Annotated in this window: 19 protein-coding genes; 9 read left to right on the forward strand and 10 right to left on the reverse strand. The window is 65.8% G+C overall.

What is annotated here, in order from left to right; translation table 11 throughout:
* Positions 1-174: 174 nt before the first annotated feature.
* The 4 genes from HW932_RS03805 to HW932_RS03820 form a co-directional block, all read right to left on the reverse strand.
* The gene (locus tag HW932_RS03805) at positions 175-2,193 is read right to left on the reverse strand and encodes a sensor histidine kinase (RefSeq protein ID WP_176975158.1); all 2,019 of its coding nucleotides are present in this window, start codon (positions 2,191-2,193) and stop codon (positions 175-177) included.
* Position 2,194: 1 nt separating this feature from the next.
* Positions 2,195-2,899, reverse strand: a complete 705-nt coding sequence (locus HW932_RS03810) for a response regulator transcription factor (protein ID WP_176975159.1) — start codon at positions 2,897-2,899, stop codon at positions 2,195-2,197.
* A gap of 21 nt (positions 2,900-2,920) precedes the next feature.
* Positions 2,921-4,129: a response regulator gene (locus HW932_RS03815; RefSeq protein WP_176975160.1), complete on the reverse strand. Its 1,209-nt coding sequence runs from the start codon at positions 4,127-4,129 to the stop codon at positions 2,921-2,923.
* Between the two features lie 193 nt (positions 4,130-4,322).
* The gene (locus HW932_RS03820; RefSeq protein WP_176975161.1) at positions 4,323-5,534 is read right to left on the reverse strand and encodes an RNA-guided endonuclease InsQ/TnpB family protein; all 1,212 of its coding nucleotides are present in this window, start codon (positions 5,532-5,534) and stop codon (positions 4,323-4,325) included.
* 21 nt (positions 5,535-5,555) lie between these two features.
* On the opposite strand from HW932_RS03820, the gene tnpA reads away from it, so the two are divergent.
* The 4 genes from tnpA to HW932_RS03840 all read left to right on the forward strand — a co-directional run bounded on the left by tnpA (position 5,556) and on the right by HW932_RS03840 (position 8,531).
* Positions 5,556-5,969 carry an IS200/IS605 family transposase gene (gene tnpA / locus HW932_RS03825; RefSeq protein ID WP_176975162.1) on the forward strand — a complete coding sequence of 138 codons (414 nt, stop codon included), beginning with the start codon at positions 5,556-5,558 and terminating at the stop codon, positions 5,967-5,969.
* A gap of 185 nt (positions 5,970-6,154) precedes the next feature.
* Complete coding sequence (locus HW932_RS03830; RefSeq protein WP_176975163.1) at positions 6,155-6,700, forward strand: PspA/IM30 family protein; 546 nt, start codon at positions 6,155-6,157, stop codon at positions 6,698-6,700.
* Entirely contained in the window at positions 6,697-7,248 is a 552-nt protein-coding gene (locus HW932_RS03835; protein WP_176975164.1) for a hypothetical protein, read from the forward strand. Before HW932_RS03830 ends, HW932_RS03835 begins: the two co-directional genes overlap by 4 nt.
* Before the next feature lie 47 nt (positions 7,249-7,295).
* A complete protein-coding gene (locus HW932_RS03840; RefSeq protein WP_176975165.1) occupies positions 7,296-8,531 on the forward strand; it encodes a vWA domain-containing protein in 1,236 nt (411 codons plus the stop codon).
* A 38-nt stretch (positions 8,532-8,569) separates the two neighbouring features.
* Here HW932_RS03840 and HW932_RS03845 read toward each other — a convergent pair whose 3' ends face one another.
* The 3 genes from HW932_RS03845 to HW932_RS03855 all read right to left on the reverse strand — a co-directional run bounded on the left by HW932_RS03845 (position 8,570) and on the right by HW932_RS03855 (position 11,277).
* Positions 8,570-10,144, reverse strand: a complete 1,575-nt coding sequence (locus HW932_RS03845; protein ID WP_176975166.1) for an AAA family ATPase — start codon at positions 10,142-10,144, stop codon at positions 8,570-8,572.
* A gap of 145 nt (positions 10,145-10,289) precedes the next feature.
* On the reverse strand, positions 10,290-10,679 hold the full coding sequence (locus HW932_RS03850; protein WP_176975167.1) for a hypothetical protein: 390 nt from the start codon (positions 10,677-10,679) through the stop codon (positions 10,290-10,292).
* Between the two features lie 133 nt (positions 10,680-10,812).
* Positions 10,813-11,277, reverse strand: a complete 465-nt coding sequence (locus HW932_RS03855) for an Lrp/AsnC family transcriptional regulator (protein WP_176975168.1) — start codon at positions 11,275-11,277, stop codon at positions 10,813-10,815.
* Between the two features lie 312 nt (positions 11,278-11,589).
* Between HW932_RS03855 and leuA the strand changes: the two genes are divergently transcribed.
* Both leuA and HW932_RS03865 read left to right on the forward strand, forming a co-directional pair.
* A complete protein-coding gene (gene leuA, locus HW932_RS03860) occupies positions 11,590-13,233 on the forward strand; it encodes a 2-isopropylmalate synthase (protein WP_176975169.1) in 1,644 nt (547 codons plus the stop codon).
* A 158-nt stretch (positions 13,234-13,391) separates the two neighbouring features.
* Complete coding sequence (locus tag HW932_RS03865) at positions 13,392-14,615, forward strand: HD-GYP domain-containing protein (RefSeq protein WP_176975170.1); 1,224 nt, start codon at positions 13,392-13,394, stop codon at positions 14,613-14,615.
* 62 nt (positions 14,616-14,677) lie between these two features.
* On the opposite strand, the gene HW932_RS03870 is transcribed toward HW932_RS03865, so the two are convergent.
* The 3 genes from HW932_RS03870 to HW932_RS03880 all read right to left on the reverse strand — a co-directional run bounded on the left by HW932_RS03870 (position 14,678) and on the right by HW932_RS03880 (position 17,888).
* Positions 14,678-15,013 (reverse strand): hypothetical protein, encoded by a 336-nt coding sequence (locus HW932_RS03870; RefSeq protein ID WP_176975171.1) that lies wholly within the window; start codon positions 15,011-15,013, stop codon positions 14,678-14,680.
* A gap of 314 nt (positions 15,014-15,327) precedes the next feature.
* A complete protein-coding gene (recN, locus tag HW932_RS03875) occupies positions 15,328-16,995 on the reverse strand; it encodes a DNA repair protein RecN (protein ID WP_176975172.1) in 1,668 nt (555 codons plus the stop codon).
* Positions 16,989-17,888: an NAD(+) kinase gene (locus tag HW932_RS03880; protein WP_176975173.1), complete on the reverse strand. Its 900-nt coding sequence runs from the start codon at positions 17,886-17,888 to the stop codon at positions 16,989-16,991. Before HW932_RS03880 ends, recN begins: the two co-directional genes overlap by 7 nt.
* A 226-nt stretch (positions 17,889-18,114) precedes the next feature.
* Here HW932_RS03880 and hrcA point away from each other — a divergent pair, with 226 nt between their 5' ends.
* From hrcA to dnaK, 3 genes are all read left to right on the forward strand, one after another.
* Entirely contained in the window at positions 18,115-19,191 is a 1,077-nt protein-coding gene (hrcA, locus tag HW932_RS03885; RefSeq protein WP_176975174.1) for a heat-inducible transcriptional repressor HrcA, read from the forward strand.
* Positions 19,192-19,313: 122 nt separating this feature from the next.
* Positions 19,314-19,970 (forward strand): nucleotide exchange factor GrpE, encoded by a 657-nt coding sequence (gene grpE, locus HW932_RS03890; RefSeq protein WP_176975175.1) that lies wholly within the window; start codon positions 19,314-19,316, stop codon positions 19,968-19,970.
* An 86-nt stretch (positions 19,971-20,056) separates the two neighbouring features.
* Entirely contained in the window at positions 20,057-21,991 is a 1,935-nt protein-coding gene (dnaK, locus tag HW932_RS03895) for a molecular chaperone DnaK (protein WP_176975176.1), read from the forward strand.
* Positions 21,992-22,053 lie beyond the last annotated feature (62 nt).

Raw genomic sequence — 22,053 nt, forward strand, 5'->3', positions numbered from 1 at the left:
GCGCATCCGCCAACAAGGGAGCAGGGACATGACATACGTCTATCAGTGGTTCGGAGCGGTCAATGGGTGCGCTTTCCTGTATGGGTGCATGTTGGGAATGGCCGCGCAGGCCGCCAGTCATCCAGGGTATCAGTGGCACGAGACCAAATCATCGGTGTCGGAGTCGGCGCCTCATCAGCGGCTGGAGCCGGCGCCTGTACCCAATAAATCCTGAGCACGCTCGGCCGACCGGGCCAAGGGGAACTCCAGCCGAAACTCGGCCCCCGGCTCGGCGGATATGACCTCCACCCGCCCGCCCATGGCGCGCATGAGCCGCTCGACCAGCGCCAGCCCGATGCCCGTTCCGGGGATCGCCTGGCGCTTGGCCATGTCGCCACGCTGGAAGAGCTGGAAGACCCGTCGGCGCTGATCGCGCGGAATCCCCGGTCCGAAGTCACGCACACTCACTCGCAAACGTCCGTTGCCCAGCGTCTCGACGCTGAGACGGATCACGCGCGTCTCGGCCCCGGCGGCGAACTTGAGCGCGTTGTCGACCAGATTGATGAGGATCTGCACGAAGGCGTCCGGGTCGACCAGCAGCTCGGCCGCGCTGTCTTCGCCGCTCAGTTCCAATCGGAAACCGGCGCGCTCGACCTGACTGGCAACCCGCTCGACCACCTGCGCCATCAGTTCGCCGATCGGCATGACGCGCGGCTCCAGCACCAGGGCATCGCGCCCGATGCGCGCCAGTTGCAGCACATTGGCGATCAGTCGCGACAGCCGCTCGCTCTCCTCGTGGATGAAGCGATAGTAGGTCGACTTGCGTTCCTCGCTGGCGAAACCGGCGCGCAGCATCTCGGCGTACATGCGGATCGAGGTCAGCGGCGTCTTGAGTTCATGGCTCACCGCCGAGACGAAGTCCTGTTGCTGGCGGATCAGGTCGAGTTGACGTACCCCCAGCCGGTACAGCAGCCAGCCGCCGACGAGTAGCACCAGGGCGAGCGTGGCCGCCAGCCAGCCGATCACCGCCGCGCCCGCCGGAGCGGGCAGACGGCTGACGCTGAAGATCAGTTCCAGTCCGCCGAAGGGTTCGGCCATACGGGCGCGGTAGAGCAGGGCGCCGGTCAATGGGGACGGACCCGTGCTGACCAGACGCGTGGCGCGGCCGGCATAGTCGTCCTCGGGTGACTCGGCGCGGAAGCCGGCCAGCACCGCACCGCGATAGGCGACGATCAGGTGTGTGGTGCGCGCCAGGGCGGTCGAGGTCAGAGGGACGCCGATCAATTGCTCCAGGAAGGGCGTCTGTTCGATCAGAGCACCCTGGATCAGACGCTCGCCACCGCGCCAGACGGTGCGAAACAGCAGCAGATGTCCGCTGTCGAGCCGACCGACCTCGCAGGGTTCGATGGTGCTCGCGAACAGATTCACGGCGGCGGGCTGGGGAGCACCGGCCTCGGCCGCGACCTCCTGGCGCCGACCACGCTCGGCCAGTTCCAGATCCAGCTTCAGGTCGTCGACGCGCCCGAGTGTCTGTCCCTTGTCTGCCGCCGACTTGGAGGCGAGCCGCTCGTTGGCGGCCAAGCCCTCGAAGGCGGACTGTGAGAGACGGTTCGGCGCTTCGTCCAGCATCGACACTGAGCGCTCCGGTTCAGGTGCGGCAGCCGCCGGTGCCGGAACCGGCTCGGGCGAGTCAGATTCGGACGCGCGCGCCTGGGCGTCGCGTTCGACGAGCCGATTGCCGACCAGGATGCCCTGGATCTGCTGGACGCGCGCCTGACGCTGGGCCAGATCGGCGGGATCGATGCCATGCGCGGCGGGCGACGATCCCGCCTCCGGCACCAGGGGTGAACTGAGGGTGCCGTCGGCGGCGACCTGGAACCAGCCGAGCAGTCCGGGGATCGTCGGACCGGGCGGCCATTCGGACAGCGGCGAGCGACGGCGATAGGTGCCGGCCGGATCGGCGGGCGGAGCGAGGAAGTCGTAATCCTCGATCGGACGTCGATCCTCGGCTCGCGCCAGTGCGGCGAGCGTCTGGTCGATCCGTTCCGTGAGTCCCTCGGCGGCCAGTTGCTGCTGGCGGAAGGACTCCCACTTCATCTGATCATAGGCGGTGTGGACCAGCCACAGGCTCGGTGCGGCCAGCGCCAGCACGAAGAGTCCGATCCCGAGCCGCAGCCGGTTGCGCGCGCGATCGTGGTCGCTGCCGCGTCGCATGTCAGGCCGGATCGACGCGCAACCGATAGCCCGCGCCGCGCACCGTCAGCAGATGGCGCGGTTCGGCCGGATCGGGTTCGATCTTGCGCCGAAGTTTGGCGATGTGGATATCGACCGTGCGCGTCTCCAGACCGCAGTCGCGCGCATAGCCCCAGACCTTGTTCAGCAGTTCCTCGCGCGAGACCGGACGCTCAGCGTGGGCGGCCAGATAGCGCAGGATCTCGATCTCGCGGCGGGTGAAGGGGATCTCCTCGGCGCCGCGCCGTCCGCGCAGATTGAGGGCGTCGATCTCCAGTTCGCCGATCCGGAGCCGCTCGGCCGCGTCGCCCGTCGCGCCACTGCGGCGCAGCACCGCCTGCACCCGCAGTACGAGTTCTGTGACTGAGAATGGCTTGGAGACATAGTCGTCGGCGCCGAGCCGCAAGCCCTGGATGATGTCGGCATCGGCCGTGCGGGCGGTCAGCATGATGATGGGCTGGACGCGATCGACGGCGCGGATACGGTCGCAGATCTCGAAGCCGTCGAGTCCGGGCAGCATGATGTCGAGCAGGATCAGATCGAAGCGCCCAGTGAGCGCCTTGGCCAGTCCGCCGGGACCATCGGCCGCCGAGTCGACCGCGAAGCCGTGATAGACGAACAGATCCTCCAGGCCGACCCGGATCGGTTCCTCATCTTCGATGATCAGGATCTGTGGTTTATGGGGCATGAGGGGCGAGTCGCTCGATGCCTACCAGAGCTCGATGTCATTGGACGCTCCAGCCGCCGGCGGGGGGCTGGGATTCGGCTGGCTCGGGGCGACATAGACCTGTTCGTCGGTCGACAGACCGCGCCGCAGTTCCGCCAGCTTGTCGCCGAAATCCAGTCCGCGCGCGAAGAGTTCCAGCGTTTCGTCGATCGACGAGTCGAGCAGTTGCATCAGGCGATCCTCCTGCGGCTCGGTCAGACCCAGGAACATCAGGTCGTGCGCGAATTTGTCGTGCATCTGGTGGAGGATGATCCGGGTGTCGGCCTGTTGCGCCTGATACTGCGCGTGGAGCGAGCTGATCGCCGCCTGGACGGCGGCGCTCGTCTGCTGGAGCTGACGGGTGCGCGCCTCGATCTCGGCGGTGCGGATCAGAGCCAGCATACTGGATTCGCAGCCCTCGGCGATGATGGCCAGCAGGTCGCGCAGTCGTCCGCAGCGATCCGTGTCGGCGATGGGCAGATTCTTGATGAGTACCGAGACGTGCGGGTAATTGACGATCAGCCGCTGTCGGAACTGAAAGATCCGGTCCAGATCCCGCACCATGGCGAACACCGATTCTTCGAGCGGCGAGGCGCGCCCCGATTCGATGAAAGTCAGGCTCTCGCCCGGCGGGCGCAGTTGGACATTGGCCTCCAGTCCGTATTCGCGCAGGGTCGCGAGGGTCAGTTGTGCCAGCTCGGCCGGATCGCGACAGGCCTGACTGTTGCGCAGGAATTGCAGCGCCGTCCCGGTCTCGCCCAGATTGGTCAGGAACCCCATCGCCATCTGCCGGGCCGAATCCGCGCTGGCCTTGAGCTGCTTGCGCTCAGCGACCAGATTCACCATGACCCGGACCTTGCGCACCACCTCCGGCGGCACGATCGGTTTGACCATGAAATCGTCGCCGCCGGACTCGTAGGCCTGCAAACGGTCTTCCAGCGAATCCTTGGCCGAGACGAAGATCACCGCCGGCTGTTCGTCCGCGATCAGACGCTCGCGCAAGGCGCGGCAGGTCGCGTAGCCATCGAGACCGGGCATGGAGATGTCCAGCAGCACCACATCCGGCTTGAAGTCTTCCAGCGCCGCCAGGGCCGAGTCGCCCGAGTTGAGTGTGCGGATGTCGAAGCTGGACTCCAGGGCGAGGGTGAGCACGTCGGCCGAGATCTCGTCGTCGTCGACGATCATCACTTTGTGGTTGGTCGCGTCATTCATCGGGTGACTCCTTGACTGTCGTCGAACCGGATTGGATTGGGGCGCGCGACGACCTCGTCCGGCTGCAAGAAAGCGGAACCCGAAAATCGGATATCGACCAACCCTTGTCAAGCGCATCCGCGCTTTCTGGAACCACGGCGTAAATCGATTTTGACATCCTCCCCGCCCTAAAGGACAGGGATTCCGACGGCGTTCAATCCGACATCGAGCCGGATTGAGTCGCTTCGGTGGGTTCCTGCTGCTGGCCCCCTGCGGGGCTCACTTCACAGGCGAGCCGGGCATGTCCTGCCCTTAGAACATTGATCGCGCCGACCAGATCGGCGTTTTCCTCGAAACCGCACGCCACGCACGCGAAACGGGCCTGAGTCTGCCGGTTCGCCTTGGCGAACTGCCCGCAGCACGGGCAAGTCCGGCTGGTGTTGTGCGGCGGCACGGCAATCAGGTGCCCGCCGCTCCACGCCAGCTTGTAGTCCAGTTGCCGGCGAAACTCGCCCCATCCCTGGTCGAGAATCGCTTTGTTCAGGCCGGACTTCGCCCGAACGTGGGTGCCCGGCGCTTCGATCGTCCCGGACGCCGACACCGACAGGTTGCGAACCTGCAAGTCCTCGATGCACACCATCGCGTGGTTTTGGCTGATCGTGGTCGTGGTCTTGTGCAGGTAGTCGCGCCGGGTGTTAGCGATGCGGGTGTGGATACGCTGGACGCGGGCTTTTGCCTTTTTCCAGTTGCGGCTGAACTTGACCTTGCGGCTCATCGCGCGCTGCGCCTTCGCCAACGCCTGTTCGTGGCGTTTGAAGCTATTGAGCGGGGCGTAGACCGTCCCGTCGCTCAAGGTGGCGAAGCGGACGATGCCCAGGTCGATCCCGACGGCCGTGCCCTGATGAACCGGGATCTCGGCTTCGCGCTCGGTCTGGATCGATGCGAACCACTTGCCGCCGGACTGGCTGACGGTGACGTTCTTCAACGTGCCGAGCACCTCGCGGCTGTTGCGGTAGCACAGCCAGCCGAGCTTGGGCAGGAACAGGCGGCTGTTGGCTTGGTCGAGCTGATAGCCCTGGGGATAGCGCAGGCTGTCGCGGGACTGGCCTTTCTTCTTGAAACGCGGCGCGTCCGCGCGTTTGGCGAAGAAGTTGGCGTAGGCCCGGTCCAGATCCTTGAGAGACTGCTGCAAGGCTTGAGCGGGAGCCTCGCCAAGCCAGGCGGTCGAGGGATCGGCCTTCCACGCGGTCAGCGCCTTGCACAGATCGGCATACCCGAGTTTCTTCTCGCCAGTCGTGTATCGCTCCTGTTGCAACGCCAGCGCCCGGTTGTAGACGAAGCGGCACGACCCCGCGAAACGGCGCAGATCGCGCGCCTGGTCGCCGTTGGGCTTCAACTCAAATTTGAAGGCTTGGAGACGTTGCATGCCCGGAGTATACTTTGGTCTATGAGCGATAACAACGATATTCGGCGAGGTCGGCACTGCGTTTTTGCAATGCACGTCCATTTGGTCTTTGTGACGAAGTATCGCCGCCAAGTCTTCGACGGCGAGGCCGTCGCCAGCCTGCGCGCGATCTTCGCCAAGGTCTGCGCCGACTTCGAGGCCCGTTTGGTCGAGATGGACGGCGAGGACGATCATGTGCATCTGCTGGTCGAGTATCCGCCCAAGGTGGCGGTGTCGGCCTTGGTGAACAGCCTCAAGGGCGTGTCCAGCCGCTTGCTGCGCCAAGAGCGGCCCGATCTCCAACGGCGCTACTGGAAGGGCGTGCTGTGGTCGCCCTCTTACTTCGCTTCAAGCTGTGGCGGCGCGCCGATCGCCATCGTGCGCCAATACATCGAACAGCAGCAGACGCCAACCTAAGCGGAAAACGCGACGACAGCGGGCGCTATCCATCCCCGCCCTGAACGGCGGGGCTTTTCGCGCAAGACGAGTAAATCGATTGTAAAACTTGGGCTCCGAGTTTTACCAAGACCTGCCTGGGCGCCCGACGAGCGGCTCTCTAGACTCGAATCACGGAACGACAAGAGCCTCTGGAGGCGATCGACATGGCACTCATCACACGACTCTCGCGCCTGCTACGCGCCGATCTCCATGCCGTGCTCGATCGGCTGGAGGCGCCGGAGCTGGTGCTCGCCCAGGCGATCCGCGAAATGGAACAGGCACTGGACCTGGAACGACGCCGGCTGCGCCGCCTGGACCGCGAACTCCAGCGTCTGCGCGAACGCGAATCCGAACAGGAGCGCCTGCTCGAACAGAACGGGCTGGCGCTCGACGACTGTCTGGCCGCCGAGCGCGAGGATCTGGCCCGCCCCGTCATCCGCCGCCGGCTGGAGACCGAACGCCGGCTCGAAGCACTCCGCACCCGTCGACGCGAGACCGAAACCGAGCGGGCACGATGCGCGCCGCTCCTGGCCGAGCGCGAATCCCGGCTCGCCGATCTGCGGGCGCGTGCCGCCATTCAGGATGCCGAATCCGAGTCCGATCCGACCGACTGCGATCCGATCTGGTCCGGCGCCGATCCGCTGATCCGGGACGCCGAAGTCGAGGTCGCTCTGTTGCAGGCCAAGCGCCGGCGGGAGGCGCAGTTATGAGCCGCCTCGGATTCGGCGAAGGCGTCCTGGTCGCCCTGACGGCGGCACTCCTGGCCTCGGTCGTCCGGACCGCGCTCGGCGGCTGGCTGTCGCCCGGCGCCCTGGCGCACGGACTCTGCATCGGTCTGGGACTCGGCTATGGGCTCTATCTGATCGCGCGCAGTCGGGAGCGGGTCGGGCGGGTCGCCGTCCCGATCCTCTGGGCGGGCATCAGCCTGCTGATCGTGCTCCTGAACGCCGGACTCTGGGTCCAGATCCTCGCTCAGCTCGGGCTGGTCTGGCTGGTGCGCGCCCTCTATCACCACGGACGCCCCCTGGCCGCGCTCCTGGATCTCGGTCTGCTGCTGCTCGGCTGTCTGGCAGGACTCTGGGCGCTGGAGCACACCGGCAGCCTGTTCCTCGCCATCTGGACGCTGTTCCTGATCCAGGCGCTGTTCGTCCTCATCCCCGGCGGCCCGGACGCCGACCGGCGCGAGCCGGCGACCGCCGATCCCTTCGAGACCGCCGAACGCGCCGCCGAGCGCGCGCTCGCCAGACTGCTGCATTGAACCTATCCGATCCGGCACAGGGACAGGCCAATCACGAGGCCAGAATCATGAAAACCCCACTGCAAACAAAGCTCATCGCCCTGTCGCTCTTCGGTCTCACGGGCACCGCCGTGCTCTACTACCCGGCCTTGCGCCCGGCCGAATCGGCGCCGCCCGTCACCCCGGTCATCCCCCTGGCCGAACCGGATTCGGTCGCCTTGCCCGACACCCGACAGCATCCGGTCATCGAAGCCGTGTTCGTGCTCGACACCACCGGCAGCATGGGCGGACTCATCCAGGCGGCGAAGGACAAGATCTGGTCGATCGCCGCGACCATGGCCGCCGCCCAGCCCGCGCCCGAGATCCGCCTCGGCCTGGTCGCCTATCGCGATCGCGGTGACGACTATGTGACCCGCGTCGTCGATCTGACCAAGGATCTCGACGGCCTGCACGCCGAGCTGATGCAGCTCCAGGCCCAGGGCGGCGGCGATGGTCCCGAGAGCGTCAATCAGGCGCTCCACGAGGCCCTGCACCGCATCGGCTGGAGCCGGGATCCAGGCGTCTATCGCGTCATCTTCCTGGTCGGCGATGCCCCGGCCCACATGGACTATCCCAACGACGTACCCTATCCGCAGACCCTGGCCGAGGCGCAGCGGCGCGGGATTCGGGTCAACGCCATCCAGTGCGGCACGCTCGCCGAGACGACCCAGGAATGGAAGCGGATCGCGCAGCTCGGCAACGGCGGCTATTTCCAGGTCGAGCAGAGCGGCGGCGCGGTAGCCATCGCCACGCCCTATGACGAGTCGCTGGCCAAACTCTCGTCCAAACTCGACGAGACGCGGATCTATTACGGTCGCGCCGAGGAGCGGGCGAAGAAGGAAGAGAAGCTCGCCGCCGCCAAGGCGACTCAGGCCGCCGCCGCACCGGCCGTGCTGGCACGACGCGCCGGCTTCGTGGCCTCCGAGAGCGGCGAGGCGAGTCTGAAGGGCGAGAACGAACTGATCGAGGACGTGGCGAACGGTCGGGTCGATCTGGACGCGCTACCTGAGGCGCAACTGCCCGCGCCCCTGGCCGGGCTGACGCCCGAGGCGCGACGCGCGTTGATCGACGAGCAGGCCGCCAAGCGCGAGGAGCTGAAACGGCAGATCAAGGATCTCTCCGCCCAGCGTGCCGACTATCTCAAGTCCCAGGTCGAGGCCGAGGGCGGGGCGGAATCTTCGCTCGATCACAAGATCTTCAGCGCCGTGCGCGAACAGGCCGCCGAGAAGGGACTGAGCTACGACAAGGCCGCGCCCGTGTATTGAAGCGGCGGACGTCGTTCGATGTTCGAGGAGTTCGAGGATCAGGCGCGAATCACCCGAATCGATCGCCCCTGCGGACTGGTCTGGAGGACGCTGCCGGTCCGCTCGGCGATCGGCGGTTGATCGGCGCGCCGGTCGAAGATCACCAGCCAGCCGCTGTCCAGCCCCAGCCCGCTCAGATAGCCGTCGAACTGCTCCAGCCCCTCGCTGAGCGGGTCCGGGGCAGCGTCGCGCCAGACCTTCAGTTCCATGCCCAGCGTCAGCGCGCCATAGCGCAGACACAGATCCATGCGCCCCATCCCGATGGCGTATTCGCGCTCCAGCGTCCCGCCGCCGTTGATGACCCGATGCAGAAAGGCCATGAGCACCAGATGCGGTGCGATCTCGTGATAGGGCGCGCTCTTGAGCAACGGCTCACCGTGTTGACGCCAGAAGGCGAGGAAGGCATCGAGCAGCGCCTCCGGATTCAGCGAGCCATCCGGGTTCAGCCAGGTCGGCTCGATCCGGGGCAGCGAGTCCTGCGGCCCGCCGGCCAGAGCACGCGGCAGCACCTCGCGATAGATCGGATTGGCGATCACCAGTCCGCCACTGCCATCACGCTTGAGCAGCCCCAGATCCACCAGATACTCGCGGTCATCCTCGGCCACCTCGCCGGGCAGGGTGCCGGCCAGCATGGGTTCGATCACCCGTCGCACGCGCGGCTCCTGCAATTTGTGCGCAAGCTGGTCGAGATGGGTCACGCGCTCGACGATCATCTGTTCCTTGGCCTGATTGATCAGATCCAGCGTGATCGGCTGGGTGCGATCACGTCCGGCGCGTAGCTCGAAACAGGCACGGTAGGCCAGTGCATTGACCAGCCAGGGCTGGCCCTGCGTCAGCTCCCAGACCCGATCGAGCGCCTCCGGGGTGAAGACCTGCCCGGTCTCGCGCGTGTGCTCCAGCAACAGGGTCCGGGTCTCCTCGGCGCTGAAGTCGCCCAACCGCAGCGACTTGGCCTTGATGTTGAAGGCGCTGCCGCCGGTGATGACCTCGCGCTCGGAGCCGGCGTGGATGCGATAGTCGCGCAGATCGCGCACCCCGCACAGAACGATGGTCTGCGGAAAGGCGCCCGGGCGTTTGGGATAACCGGAACGCAACTGGCGCAGGAGCGACAGCAGGGTATCGCCGATCAGGGCATCGACCTCGTCGAGCAGCAGCACCACCGGCTTGGGCGAGCCGGCACACCAGCGTTCGAGAAAGGTCTCCAGAACCAGCAAGGGCGCACCGCTCTGGAACAGCTCGCGCGCCAGCGGCTCCACGGTGTGATCATCCAGACTCCAGATCGCGGCGTTGGCGATGGCCTGCACCACAGCGCCCAGACCCAAGGCGACCTGTTCGCGCGCGGCCTGGGCCGCCTCGATATTGACATAGACGGCGCGATAACGGCCTTCCCGATTCAGATGTTCCATCAACGCCAGCAGGCAGGAGGTCTTGCCGGTCTGGCGCGGGGCGTGGAGCAGGAAGTATTTTTCCTGGGCGATCAGATCAAGGATCTCTTCCAGGTTCCAACGTGAAAGTGGGGGCAGAGTGTAGTGGCGGTCGGGTCGCACTGGACCCTCGGTGTTGAAGAAACGCATGGTGCACCTCGCGCGCGGATCTGCTTGAATCGCGGCGAGCATAGCATGGGGTCACTCGGACGGGGCGGATGGGCCTGACGATGCCCAGATGCGGGTGAGACCGCTGATGTTCGGCGGCGGTCCGTGATGCGGGGACGAGCGCTCGTCAGTGATTGACCGCCCGGACGGCCTCTTCACGGGTGTAGAAGCGATCCTCGCGCACGAAGCCGGAGACGACCTCGGCGACGACCGCCACCACATGGCCGGCCTCATCGCGCGCCCGTATCCAGGACTCGGGCAGTCCGTCGAGGATATGGATGGGCGCCGGCGTTCCGTCACTGAAGCGCGACAGCACACATTCGCCGCTGCACCGATTCAGATAACCGGGACGGAAGCCGAGACCGGCATTGTTCCGGCTGACACCGGGCGTATCGGCATAGAGCCGGTTTTCGTGACGCAGCGTCATGTCGTTCAGGACACCGCGCATCAGCCGTTCGCGCTCCTGGCGCTCTTGGCTGGCGACCTGTCGTTGGAGGCGTTCGTCGTGGTCGTTCATGGCTCACCTCGTTTCACGAGGACTTTACTCTGTGCAAATCAGAAGGCATCGCGCGTGCCAGTCTGGCGGTTTCGGTCGGCGTCGACTCCAGGCCCAGGGCTGATAGCGACCTCTCCGACGCGCGATCTCGTGTTCAGGTTATCGGCAGATCCTGACGTTCCAACACCCGTCGCAGGACGAAACTGGAATGCACGCCCGCCACGCCTTCCAGACGTGTGATCTTGTTCAACAAAAAATCCTGATAGGCGTCCATGTCGCGCACTACGACCTTGAGCTGATAGTCGGCTTCCCGTCCCGTGATGAGCAGGCATTCGAGCACTTCCGGCATATCCTTGACGGCGGCGTCGAAGCGCTCGAAGCGCTCCGGCGTGTGGCGGTCCATGGAGATGCTCAGGATCACCATGAGACTCAGGTCGAGTTTCTTCGCATCGAGTTCGGCGTGATAGCCGTTGATGAATCCGGCTTCTTCCAGCGCGCGCACGCGCCTCAGACAGGGCGAGGGCGAGAGCCCGATGCGTTCGGCCAGATCCTGGTTGCTGAGGCGTCCGTCGCGTTGCAGTTCGACGAGGATCTGACGGTCGTAGCGGTCGAGTTTCATGTGCATGTCTCGATGACGGCGTGCGGGCTGTCAGGGTTTGACAGAAGGGTGTCAGGATTTATCGGGGTGAGGCATTTTGGCAGAATATTGCTCAACAAGCCTATTCTGTTGCCATCTTCGCAATCGGATGCCGGTTGGTTTGAGATAGTCTAAGCACCGTCGACTTACCGGTCGACAGCTCGGCAAAGGCTCACAAGGCCCGCGCCAACCGGCTCGGTCCGACCCGGACCATCAGCCAAGCGCCCGATCCGCGATCCGGAGACCGGCCAAGACCCGATTCGATACGACACCGACCGCACAGGAGACGATCCCATGAGCCGCTTCGACCACCGACGTTACCGCCCTGGCCCGGTGGTGAACCTGCCCAACCGCCAGTGGCCCAATCGAACCATCCGCGAAGCCCCGATCTGGGCCAGCGTCGATCTGCGCGACGGCAATCAGGCGCTGCACGAACCGATGAACGTCGAGCAGAAGCGGCGTCTCTGGGATCTCCTGGTCCAGCTCGGCTTCAAGGAGATCGAGGTCGGCTTTCCCGCCGCCAGCCAGCCCGATTACGACTTCGTGCGCTGGTTGATCGAAGAGGACCGCATCCCCGAGGACGTGACCATCCAGGTCTTGGTCCAGGCGCGCGAGGATCTGATCCGCCGCACCTACGAGGCGCTCGCCGGCGTGCGTCAGGCGATCGTCCATGTCTACAACTCGACCTCGCCCGTACAGCGCGACTGGGTGTTCGGCCAGGATCGCGAGGGCGTGAAGGCGATCGCGCGCCAGGGGGCCGAGTGGGTGGCGCAGGGTGCGCGCGACTATCCCGAGACACGCTGGACCTTCCAGTACTCGCCCGAGAGCTACACCGCGACCGAGCCGGACTATGCGGTCGAAGTGTGCGAGGCGGTGCTCGACGTCTGGCAGCCGACACCCGAGCGGCCCTGCATCATCAATCTGCCGGCCACGGTCGAGGTGTCGAGTCCGAACGTCTTCGCCGATCAGGTCGAGCACTTCGCGACCCACATCAGCCGGCGCGACTCGATCGTGCTCTCGGTGCACACCCACAACGACCGCGGCGGGGCGGTGGCGGCGGCCGAGCTGGCCTTGCTGGCCGGCGCCGATCGGGTCGAGGGCACCCTGCTCGGCAATGGCGAGCGCACTGGAAACGCCGATCTCCTGACGCTGGCGATGAACCTCTACAGCCAGGGCATCGACCCGAAGCTTGACCTCAGCCGTCCGGACGAGATCGTCGCCGTCTGCACCGAATGCACCGGCTTGCCGGTCCATCCGCGTCATCCCTGGGTCGGCGAACTGGTCTACATGGCCTATTCGGGCAGTCATCAGGACGCTATCCGCAAGTGTCTGGCACGCCAGACGCCGGACGCGCCCTGGAACGTGGCCTATCTGCCGATCGATCCGGCCGACCTGGGACGCAACTATCAGGCGGTGATCCGCGTCAACAGCCAGTCGGGCAAGGGCGGCGTGGCCTTCGTGCTGGAACAGGAATTCGGCCTGAGTTTGCCGCGCTGGTTGCAGGTCGAGCTGGCGGGCTTGGTTCAGCGCGAGAGCGAGACGCGCGGCGGGGTGCTGGACGCAGCGCAGATTCGCGCCATCTTCGAACGGCACTTCATCGTCGATCAGGCCCCGCACCAGTTGCTGGGCTATCGCTTGGACCGCAACGGGCACGACGTCATCGAGGCGCGGATCGGCGCCCCGGACGGCGAACGGATGCTGCATGGCGAAGGGCAGGGCGCGATGGCCGCCTTCGTCGATGCCTGGACGCGCTGGAGCGGTCGGAAGGTCTCGGTGCTGGACTATCAGGAACACGCCATCGGCGAGGGCACGGACGCCGAGGCCGCCGCCTATGTCCGGGTCGAGGTGGACGGACAGGCCATCAGCGGCGCGGCCATCGACCGCGACACGGTGGCCGCCTCGCTACGGGCCTTGCTCTCGGCGCTGAATCGTCGTTAGAGTGCGATCCTTCAACCAGACCGAGGCCATGGACTGCCGCGATCAGCGGTCCCTTGGCCTCGGTGTCATCCCGCTGGAATAAGCCGGACGCGCGCACCGATGGCTTGCACGGCACGGTTTGACGGATTTCCACCTCTCGCCTTCGGATGCGCTCTTGCATGATCAAGAAGATCGACGTCGCCGACCTGCGTGTCGGCATGTATGTCCATGACCTCAACTGCGGCTGGCTGGATCACAGCTTTCTGCGCAGTCGGTTCCAGATCAAGTCCGACTCCAACATCGAGCGTATCCGGCGTCTGGGTATCCACGAACTCTATATCGACACCGACAGGGGCGCCGACCTCCCCGAGGCGCCCACCGAGGGCGAGGTCGTCGAACAACTCGAACAGGAACTGGTCGAGGTCGGCGAGCAGGAGCACGTCCTGCCGCAGCCGGTCTCGCTCGCCGAAGAACGGGTGCAGGCCCGACGCATCCACAACGAAGCGCTCCAGCTCATCGGCGGACTCATGCGCGATGCCCGGCTCGGGCGTCCGATCACACTGGAACAGGTGCGCAACACCATCGGCGAGATGGTCGGCTCGATCTTCCGCAATCAGAACGCGCTCATGGCCCTGGCGCGTATCCGCCATACCGACCGCTACACCTTCGAGCACTCGGTCAATGTCTCGGTACTCATGGTCTCGTTCGCGCGCGAACTGGGTCTGGAGCCTACTGTGATCGAAGAGATCGGCATCGGCGCCCTACTGCACGACATCGGCAAGACCCAGGTGCCGGACGCGATCCTGAACAAACCCGGCCGGCTCTCGGACGAGGAGTTCGCGATCATGCGCGGTCATGCCGCGCACAGTCGCGACATCCTCGCCGCTATTCCAGGTTTCTCGCCGACGGCGCTCGCGGTTGCCGCCGAACATCACGAGCGCTTCGACGCCACCGGCTATCCCGACGGCAAGGGCGGCGAGTCGATCTCGCTCTATGGCCGGATGGCGGCCATCGTCGATGTCTACGACGCCATCACCTCGGATCGCGTCTATCACAAGGGCATGGAGCCGCATCAGGCGCTGCGCAAACTGCTCGAATGGAGCCGCTTTCATTTCGATCCGGATCTGGTGCGCCAATTCATCCGCTGTGTCGGCATCTACCCGGTCGGCAGTCTGGTGCGGCTGGAGAGCAACCGGCTCGGCGTGGTGCTGGAGAACGGTCGCGAAGGACTCATGGAACCCATCGTGCGCGTGGTGATGGATGCGCGCTGGCGGCGCTTTCTGCCGGTCGAGGACGTGGATCTGTCGCGCAAGGTTCGGGGGAAGAAGGATCAGATTCTCGGCGCCGAGGCGCCCGAGCAGTGGGGCATCGATTGCGAGGAGACGCTGCGTCTGCCCTGCTGATGCGCCGAGGCCCGCGCGCGGCGGGCCTCGGTGTCTGCTCGATCGTCGTGATGGCTGGTTCTTCAGCCCGTCCTCGCGGTGAGGGCTGAGTCCTGGGGCACGACGCTCAGGACGTTACTCATGATGCGCGGGATGCGGCTGAGGATCTCGGGATGATCGCTCAGGACCACGACCCGGGCGCCGATGTGCTGGAGTCGTTCGTTGAGCATCCACAGCAGCGCCAGACCCGAGTCGAAGACCCGGTCCAGGCAGGTCAGATCCATGATGCAGGTCTGAAGATTGGCGGGGATCGCGGCGAACACGCGGCAGACTTCGTCGGTGATCGTCAGATCCAGGTTGCCATGGAAGGAGAGGTCGAGCCTGTCCTCGCTTGGGATGAACGATGTTGTCAACGGCATAGTAACCATCCTCCAGTGATGTGCCGCAAGCCGGTCGGGGTTTACGGCAACGGGTTGGGTCTCTTCTGAGCACTCGGGACGCCCTGACGACCGGCCGGCGCTGATTATGGACCCATTGATCAGTGTTTGGCCAGTGTCCCGTCAATCCAGTCCCGTGGCTCTCGAGGGCCGAGCAGGAGGGTCTTTGCTTACAAGCCCACCATTAACATGGGTTTCGGGTCTGTGAGAAATCCGTACGACTACTCAAGACAGGCGTTTCCACGGCAAGTCCTGGAGCGACGACCTGCGGTTCGACCGCGAATCGGGCGCGGCGTTCAACGTGTCCAATCGAGCATCTCACTGGCATGGTCGCGGGTACGCGCGGTGATCTCGGTGCCGCCGAGCATCCGGGCGATCTCGTCGACGCGCGCGCGGTCGTCGAGCGGCTCGATGCGGGTGAAGGTCTGGCCGTCGATGGTCTCCTTGCGCACGCGCAGCTGATTGTGGGCCTGGGCGGCGACCTGGGGCAGGTGAGTGACGCAGAGTACCTGACGCGATTCGCCGAGCCGGCGCAGCAGCCGCCCGACGATCTCGGCCACGCCGCCGCCGATCCCGACGTCGACCTCGTCGAAGACCAGCGTCGGCACCCGTCCGCACTCGGCGGTGGCGACCTGGATGGCGAGACTGATGCGCGAGAGTTCGCCGCCGGAGGCGACCTTGGCCAGCGGCTGCATGGGCTGGCCGGGATTGGCGCTGACCAGCATCTCGACGCGCTCCAGACCATTGGCGCTCGCGCGTTCCTCGGGCAGCGGATCGAGCTGGAGGCTGAACTGGCCGCCGTTCATGCCGAGCTGCTGCATCGAGCGCGTGACCGTGGTCGAGAGACGCTCGGCGGCGGTCTGGCGGGCGCGCGTGAGTTCGGCAGCGGCGGCGAGGAAGTCGCGCCAGACCCGTTCGCGGCGTTCGCGCAGGTCGCCGAGCGTGACGTCGGACTGTTCGAGCGCGTCCAGTTCGGCGCGACGCTGGTCGAGCAGCTCGGGCAGTTCGGTCGGCTTGACGCGGTACTTGCGCGCCAGATCGTGGAGCTGGCCGAGACGGATCTCGACTTCCTGGAGCGCGGCCGGGTCCAGGTCCAGCCCGTCGAGATAGCGGCGCAGTCCGGCCGCCGCCTCGCCGGCATGGATGGCAGCCGTCTCCAGCAGATCGCGGCTCTCGGCCAGCGCCGGATCGATGCCGGCCAGTTCCTCGATCTCACGGGTGGCGCTGCGCAGCTGATCATCGATCGCCGGTTCGCCCTCGGCCAGCAGCAGCAAGACCCGGCCGACGGTCTCCTGCAAGCGTCCGATGTGACTCAGACGGCGCTGTTCATGGTCCAGGTTTTCAATGGCCTCGACGTTCAGACCCAGCGCCGAGAGTTCATCGACCTGGAAGCGCAGCAGATCCAGCCGCGCGGCGCGATCGGCACTGGCCGTTTCGAGCGCCTGGAGCCGCTGATCGAGGTCGCGGAAGGTGCGAAAGGCCGTCGCGACCGCCGTCACCTGATCGCCATGCCCGCCATAGGCGTCGAGCAGCTCGCGCTGGGCATTGGCGCGCAGCAGCGATTGATGCGCGTGCTGGCCATGAATGTCCACCAGCCGTTCGCCGAGATCGCGCAACTGGGCGCCCGTGGCCGCGCGGCCATTGATGAAGGCACGCGAGCGGCCTTCGCGCACGATCAGCCGCCGCACCACGCAGGCATTGTCATCGTCCAGCCCCTGCTCGACCAGCCAGTCGCGCGCGTCCGGCGCCTGATCGAGATCGATCTCGGCCAGGATCTCGGCGCGTTCGCGTCCGGCGCGGATCAGACTCGCGTCGGCCTTGTCGCCGAGCACCAGACCGAGCGCCTCGATCAGGATCGACTTGCCGGCGCCCGTCTCGCCGGTGAGCGCGGTCATGCCGGCATGGCATTCGAGTTCGAGATGACTGACGATGGCCAGATCCCGGACCTGGAGATAAGTCAGCATGGTGGAGTCCGTGTTATGTGATGCCCGCCCCAGTGGAGCTTGGCGCGGAGGATCTGATAGTGGTCGTGTCCCTTGGGGTGGATCAGATGCGCCGCGTGCGGATGGCGCGCGATACGCACCCGCGCCCCAGGCGGCAGCCGCAGATCGGTCTGACCGTCGCAGGTGACTTGCACATGACCCTGCTCCGAGCCGCGCACCCGCACCTCGATCGAACGCCCGCCCGGCACCACCAGCGGGCGGTTGCTGAGATCATGCGGACAGATCGGCACCAGGAGGATGGCATCCAGCGCTGGATCGACCAGCGGTCCGCCGCCCGAGAGCGCGTAGGCGGTCGAGCCAGTCGGGGTCGAGACGATGAGTCCGTCGGAGCGCTGGGCGCTGACGAAGACGCCGTCGATCCAGATCTCCAGCTCGATCATGCGCGCCGTGCCCCATTTGTGGATGGTCACGTCGTTGAGCGCGGCCTCGGGGTCGCCGGCGTCCTGCTCGGTGACGATCCGGGCATCGAGCATCGAGCGCCGGTCCGAGTCGAACTCGCCGGCCAGGATGCGGTCGAGCGCCGATTCGATGTGCTCGGGCGAGACGTCGACCAGAAAGCCCAGCCGTCCGAGATTGATGCCGAGCAGGGGCACGTCGTGCGGCGCCATGACCCGCGCGGCATGGAGCAGGGTGCCGTCGCCGCCGACCACCACGATCAGGTCGCAGACCGCGCCGAGCCGATCCAGGGCCAGCGCCTCGCCGATGGGCGCATCGAGCAGATGGGCGCTCTCGGCCTCCAGTCGCACCTCGATGGCGCGCGCGCGCAGATGTTCGCGCAGGCGCACGAGGGTTCCGCGAACCCGCTCGGGGTCGCCCTGCTTGGCGATGAGGCCGAGCGTCTGGAAAGCGGGCATAGGGTTCAACCGCGTCTGTGGGTGGATGTTCAGGGTGTCCTGTCGGACGACGTCGCGGATTCTAGCAATGGCTCCAGCCGTTTTCGATGCTCGGATCAGTGCGCGCCCAAGTCGGCCCAACCTTGACAGCCTGAGTCGGAATCCCTAAATTGCGTGTTAGCACTCTGGCTTGGTGAGTGCTAAACATCAATCACGAACGCGATTCGGACAGTATTCATCGACTATCGTGGGCACCGGGAAACGCATATCCGCCGGCGACAGGCTCCAGACCAGCGAGGGTCAGGTCAGCGAGCGCGCGCAGCATTTCCTCAAGGCGCTCGTCGAGCGCTACATCCGCGAAGGCCAGCCGGTCGGCTCGCGTACCCTGGCCAAGGATACCGGACTCGATCTCAGTCCGGCGACCGTGCGCAACGTCATGGCCGATCTGGAGGATCTGGGGCTGATCGCTTCGCCGCATACTTCGGCGGGGCGGGTGCCGACGGTGGCCGGTTATCGGTTGTTCGTCGATACGCTGCTGACGGTGCGTCCGCCCTCGGAGGACGACATCGCCTCGCTGCGCACTCAGTTCAATGCACGTCTCGACCCCAAGGCGCTGATCGAGACGGCCACGAATCTGCTTTCGGGCATCACGCATCTGGCCGGCGTGGTCATGCTGCCGCGCCACGAGCGGCACGCCTTCCGCCAGATCGAGCTGCTGCCGCTGTCGGACGCGCGCGTGCTGGCGATCCTGATCACCAGTGAGGGCGAGGTCCACAACCGCATCATCAACACCGACCGGCGTTTCATGCCCTCGCAGCTCGAACAGGCGGCGAACTATCTCAACCAGATGTTCACCGGGCAGGACATCAAGGACGTGCGCAAGCGGTTGCTGGAGGATCTCCAGCGCACCCATGCCCACATGGATCAGATGATGATGCGCGCCCTGGCCATGGCGCAGGACGTGATGGCCTCGGCCGAGGGCCGCGACGACTGCTACATCGCCGGTCAGACCAATCTGATGGAGTTCGGCGAGCTGGCCAGCATGGACCGGCTCAAGTCGCTGTTCGACGCCTTCACCCAGAAGCACGAGATCCTGCACATCCTGGATCGCTGCATCGCCGCCGATGGGGTGCAGATCTTCATCGGCGAGGAATCGGGCTATTCGCTGCTCGACGATTGCAGCCTCGTCACCACGCCCTATCGGGTCGAGGATCGGGTCGTCGGGGTGCTGGGCGTCATCGGCCCGACGCGCATGGACTACCAGCGCGTGATCCCGATCGTCGACGTCACGGCGCGGCTGCTGGCGGCGGCGCTGCGGCAGTGAGGTTCGGTCGGAGCGAACCCCGGCCCGACCGCGAAGGCAAAGGCAGGCCCCGCCGGCGGGCCGCTGACACTGAATCAACGATTGCGCCCCCAGGGGCGGAATTTCAACCGGAGGTTTTTTTGATGAGCACGGAACCACAGCGCCCGGAGTCGGCGCCCCAGGAAGCGCCCCAGCGCGACGAGGCGGCCCTGCGCGCGGCGGTTGAAGCCTACAAGGAAGCCGACACCACGCTCGACGAGCTGCCCGCGTCGGCGGACGGGGCGAGCGCCGAGTCCGAGGCCCAGACCGAGGAGCGTTCGATCGAGGAGCTGAGCGCCGCCCTGGATGCCGCGCGCGTCGAGATCGAGGATAGCCGCGATCAGGTACTGCGCGCGCGCGCCGAACTGGAGAACCTCAGACGCCGTCACGCCCAGGAGCTGGAGAAGGCGCACAAATTCGCACTCGACGGCTTCGTGCGCGAGCTGCTCCAGGTGCGCGACAGTCTCGAACTCGGCTGCAACGCGGCGCAGGAAGCGAGCGCGGATGTCGACAAGCTGCGCGAGGGCACGGAACTGACGCTCAAACTGCTCGGCGACGTGATGGAGAAGTTCGGCGTGGGCGTGGTCGATCCGACCAATCAGCCCTTCGATCCCGAGTTCCATCAGGCGATGTCGATGCAGCCGCGCGAGGACGTGCCGCCGAACACCGTGGTGCTGGTCATCCAGAAGGGCTACACGCTCAATGGACGGCTGGTGCGCCCGGCGCTGGTCATGGTCTCGCAGGCGGCGGCCGCGCAATAGACTTGAAGGGCTTGGGGGCTTGCCCCAACTGAACCAATCATTTGGCGCCCGAGCGCCATTCCAAACGCTTTCGGAGAATAGAACCCATGGGAAAGATCATCGGCATCGATCTCGGCACCACGAACTCGTGCGTGGCCGTGATGGAAGGCGACAACGTCAAGGTCATCGAGAACGCTGAAGGCGACCGCACCACGCCCTCGATCATCGCCTACACCGGCGACGGCGAGGTGCTGGTCGGTCAGTCGGCCAAGCGCCAGTCGGTCACCAACCCCAAGAACACGCTGTTTGCCATCAAGCGCCTGATCGGACGGCGTTTCGAGGACGGTGTGGTCGGCAAGGACAAGGACATGGTTCCCTACCGGATCGTCAAGGCCGACAATGGCGACGCCTGGGTCGAGGTCAACGGCAAGAAGATGGCTCCGCCCGAGATCTCGGCCAAGGTCTTGCAGAAGATGAAGAAGACCGCCGAGGACTATCTCGGCACCACCGTGACCGAGGCGGTCATCACGGTCCCGGCCTACTTCAACGACTCGCAGCGTCAGGCGACCAAGGACGCCGGACGCATCGCCGGTCTCGAGGTCAAGCGCATCATCAACGAGCCGACGGCCGCCGCGCTCGCCTATGGCATGGACAAGAAGCGCGGGGATCAGAAGATCGCCGTCTATGACCTGGGCGGCGGCACCTTCGACGTCTCCATCATCGAGATCGCCGAGATCGAGGGCGAGCATCAGTTCGAAGTGCTCTCGACCAACGGCGACACCTTCCTCGGCGGCGAAGACTTCGACATGCGCATCATCGACTTCCTGGTCGACGACTTCAAAAAGTCGCAGGGCTTCGATCTGCGCAACGACCCGCTGGCGCTCCAGCGTCTGAAGGAGGCAGCCGAGAAGGCCAAGATCGAGCTGTCCTCCAGCCAGCAGACCGACATCAACCTGCCCTACATCACGGCGGATCAGAGCGGGCCGAAGCATCTGAACGTCAAGCTCACCCGCGCCAAGCTGGAGTCGCTGGTCGAGGATCTGATCGAGCGCACCATGGAACCCTGCCGCATCGCGCTCAAGGACGCGGGTCTCGCCGCCGGCGAGATCGACGAGGTCATCCTGGTCGGCGGTCAGACCCGTATGCCCAAGGTGCAGGAGAAGGTCGAGCAGTTCTTCGGCAAGACCCCGCGCAAGGACGTCAACCCGGACGAGGCGGTGGCCATCGGCGCCGCGATCCAGGGCGGCGTGCTCGGCGGCGAGGTCAAGGACGTGCTGCTGCTGGACGTCACCCCGCTGTCGCTCGGCATCGAGACCCTCGGCGGCGTGATGACCAAGCTGATCGAGAAGAACACCACCATCCCGACCTCGGCCCAGCAGGTGTTCTCGACCGCCGACGACAACCAGACCGCCGTCACCGTGCACGTGCTCCAGGGCGAGCGCGAGCGTGCGGCGAGCAACAAGTCGCTGGGTCGCTTCGATCTGTCCGACATCCCGCCGGCGCCGCGCGGCGTGCCGCAGATCGAGGTCAAGTTCGACATCGACGCCAACGGCATCCTCAACGTCTCGGCCAAGGACAAGGCGACCGGCAAGCAGCAGTCGATCGTGATCAAGGCATCCTCCGGTCTGTCCGAAGCCGAGATCGCGCAGATGGTCAAGGACGCGGAGGCCCATGCCGAGGACGACCGTCAGTTCCATCAGCTCGTGGCCGCACGCAACCAGGCCGACACCATGATCCATGCCGCGCGCAAGTCGATGGAACAGCTCGGCGAGCAGATGGAGAGCGGTGAGAAGGAATCGATCGAAGCAGCCATCAAGGATCTGGAAGAGGCCATGAAGGGCGAGGACAAGGATCGCATCGAGTCGCTGACCAAGAAGCTCGGCGATGCCTCCGGCAAGATGGCCGAGCGCCTCTATGCCAAGTCCGGCGACGCGGGCGCGGCGGGTGCCGAGCACGCCCAGCCCGGTGCCGGCGCGAGCGGTGCGGCCCACGACGACGTGGTCGACGCCGAATTCGAAGAAGTCAAGGACGACAAGCGATAAGGTGCCAGGCTCGCGCGCCCGTCGGTCTTTAAGGCCGGACGGGCGTAGCAGCCGGAAACAGA

Origin of the sequence: Allochromatium humboldtianum, assembly GCF_013385175.1 — a bacterium.
Taxonomy (GTDB): Bacteria; Pseudomonadota; Gammaproteobacteria; order Chromatiales; family Chromatiaceae; genus Thermochromatium; species Thermochromatium humboldtianum.

Excerpts from the sequence above, each read along its gene's own strand:
- HW932_RS03805 (WP_176975158.1), bottom strand. The coding sequence starts at position 2,193 with ATGCGACGCGGCAGCGACCACGATCGCGCGCGCAACCGGCTGCGGCTC.
- HW932_RS03810 (WP_176975159.1), bottom strand. The coding sequence starts at position 2,899 with ATGCCCCATAAACCACAGATCCTGATCATCGAAGATGAGGAACCGATC.
- HW932_RS03815 (WP_176975160.1), bottom strand. The coding sequence starts at position 4,129 with ATGAATGACGCGACCAACCACAAAGTGATGATCGTCGACGACGACGAG.
- HW932_RS03820 (WP_176975161.1), bottom strand. The coding sequence starts at position 5,534 with ATGCAACGTCTCCAAGCCTTCAAATTTGAGTTGAAGCCCAACGGCGAC.
- tnpA (WP_176975162.1), top strand. The coding sequence starts at position 5,556 with ATGAGCGATAACAACGATATTCGGCGAGGTCGGCACTGCGTTTTTGCA.
- HW932_RS03830 (WP_176975163.1), top strand. The coding sequence starts at position 6,155 with ATGGCACTCATCACACGACTCTCGCGCCTGCTACGCGCCGATCTCCAT.
- HW932_RS03835 (WP_176975164.1), top strand. The coding sequence starts at position 6,697 with ATGAGCCGCCTCGGATTCGGCGAAGGCGTCCTGGTCGCCCTGACGGCG.
- HW932_RS03840 (WP_176975165.1), top strand. The coding sequence starts at position 7,296 with ATGAAAACCCCACTGCAAACAAAGCTCATCGCCCTGTCGCTCTTCGGT.
- HW932_RS03845 (WP_176975166.1), bottom strand. The coding sequence starts at position 10,144 with ATGCGTTTCTTCAACACCGAGGGTCCAGTGCGACCCGACCGCCACTAC.
- HW932_RS03850 (WP_176975167.1), bottom strand. The coding sequence starts at position 10,679 with ATGAACGACCACGACGAACGCCTCCAACGACAGGTCGCCAGCCAAGAG.
- HW932_RS03855 (WP_176975168.1), bottom strand. The coding sequence starts at position 11,277 with ATGAAACTCGACCGCTACGACCGTCAGATCCTCGTCGAACTGCAACGC.
- leuA (WP_176975169.1), top strand. The coding sequence starts at position 11,590 with ATGAGCCGCTTCGACCACCGACGTTACCGCCCTGGCCCGGTGGTGAAC.
- HW932_RS03865 (WP_176975170.1), top strand. The coding sequence starts at position 13,392 with ATGATCAAGAAGATCGACGTCGCCGACCTGCGTGTCGGCATGTATGTC.
- HW932_RS03870 (WP_176975171.1), bottom strand. The coding sequence starts at position 15,013 with ATGCCGTTGACAACATCGTTCATCCCAAGCGAGGACAGGCTCGACCTC.
- recN (WP_176975172.1), bottom strand. The coding sequence starts at position 16,995 with ATGCTGACTTATCTCCAGGTCCGGGATCTGGCCATCGTCAGTCATCTC.
- HW932_RS03880 (WP_176975173.1), bottom strand. The coding sequence starts at position 17,888 with ATGCCCGCTTTCCAGACGCTCGGCCTCATCGCCAAGCAGGGCGACCCC.
- grpE (WP_176975175.1), top strand. The coding sequence starts at position 19,314 with ATGAGCACGGAACCACAGCGCCCGGAGTCGGCGCCCCAGGAAGCGCCC.
- dnaK (WP_176975176.1), top strand. The coding sequence starts at position 20,057 with ATGGGAAAGATCATCGGCATCGATCTCGGCACCACGAACTCGTGCGTG.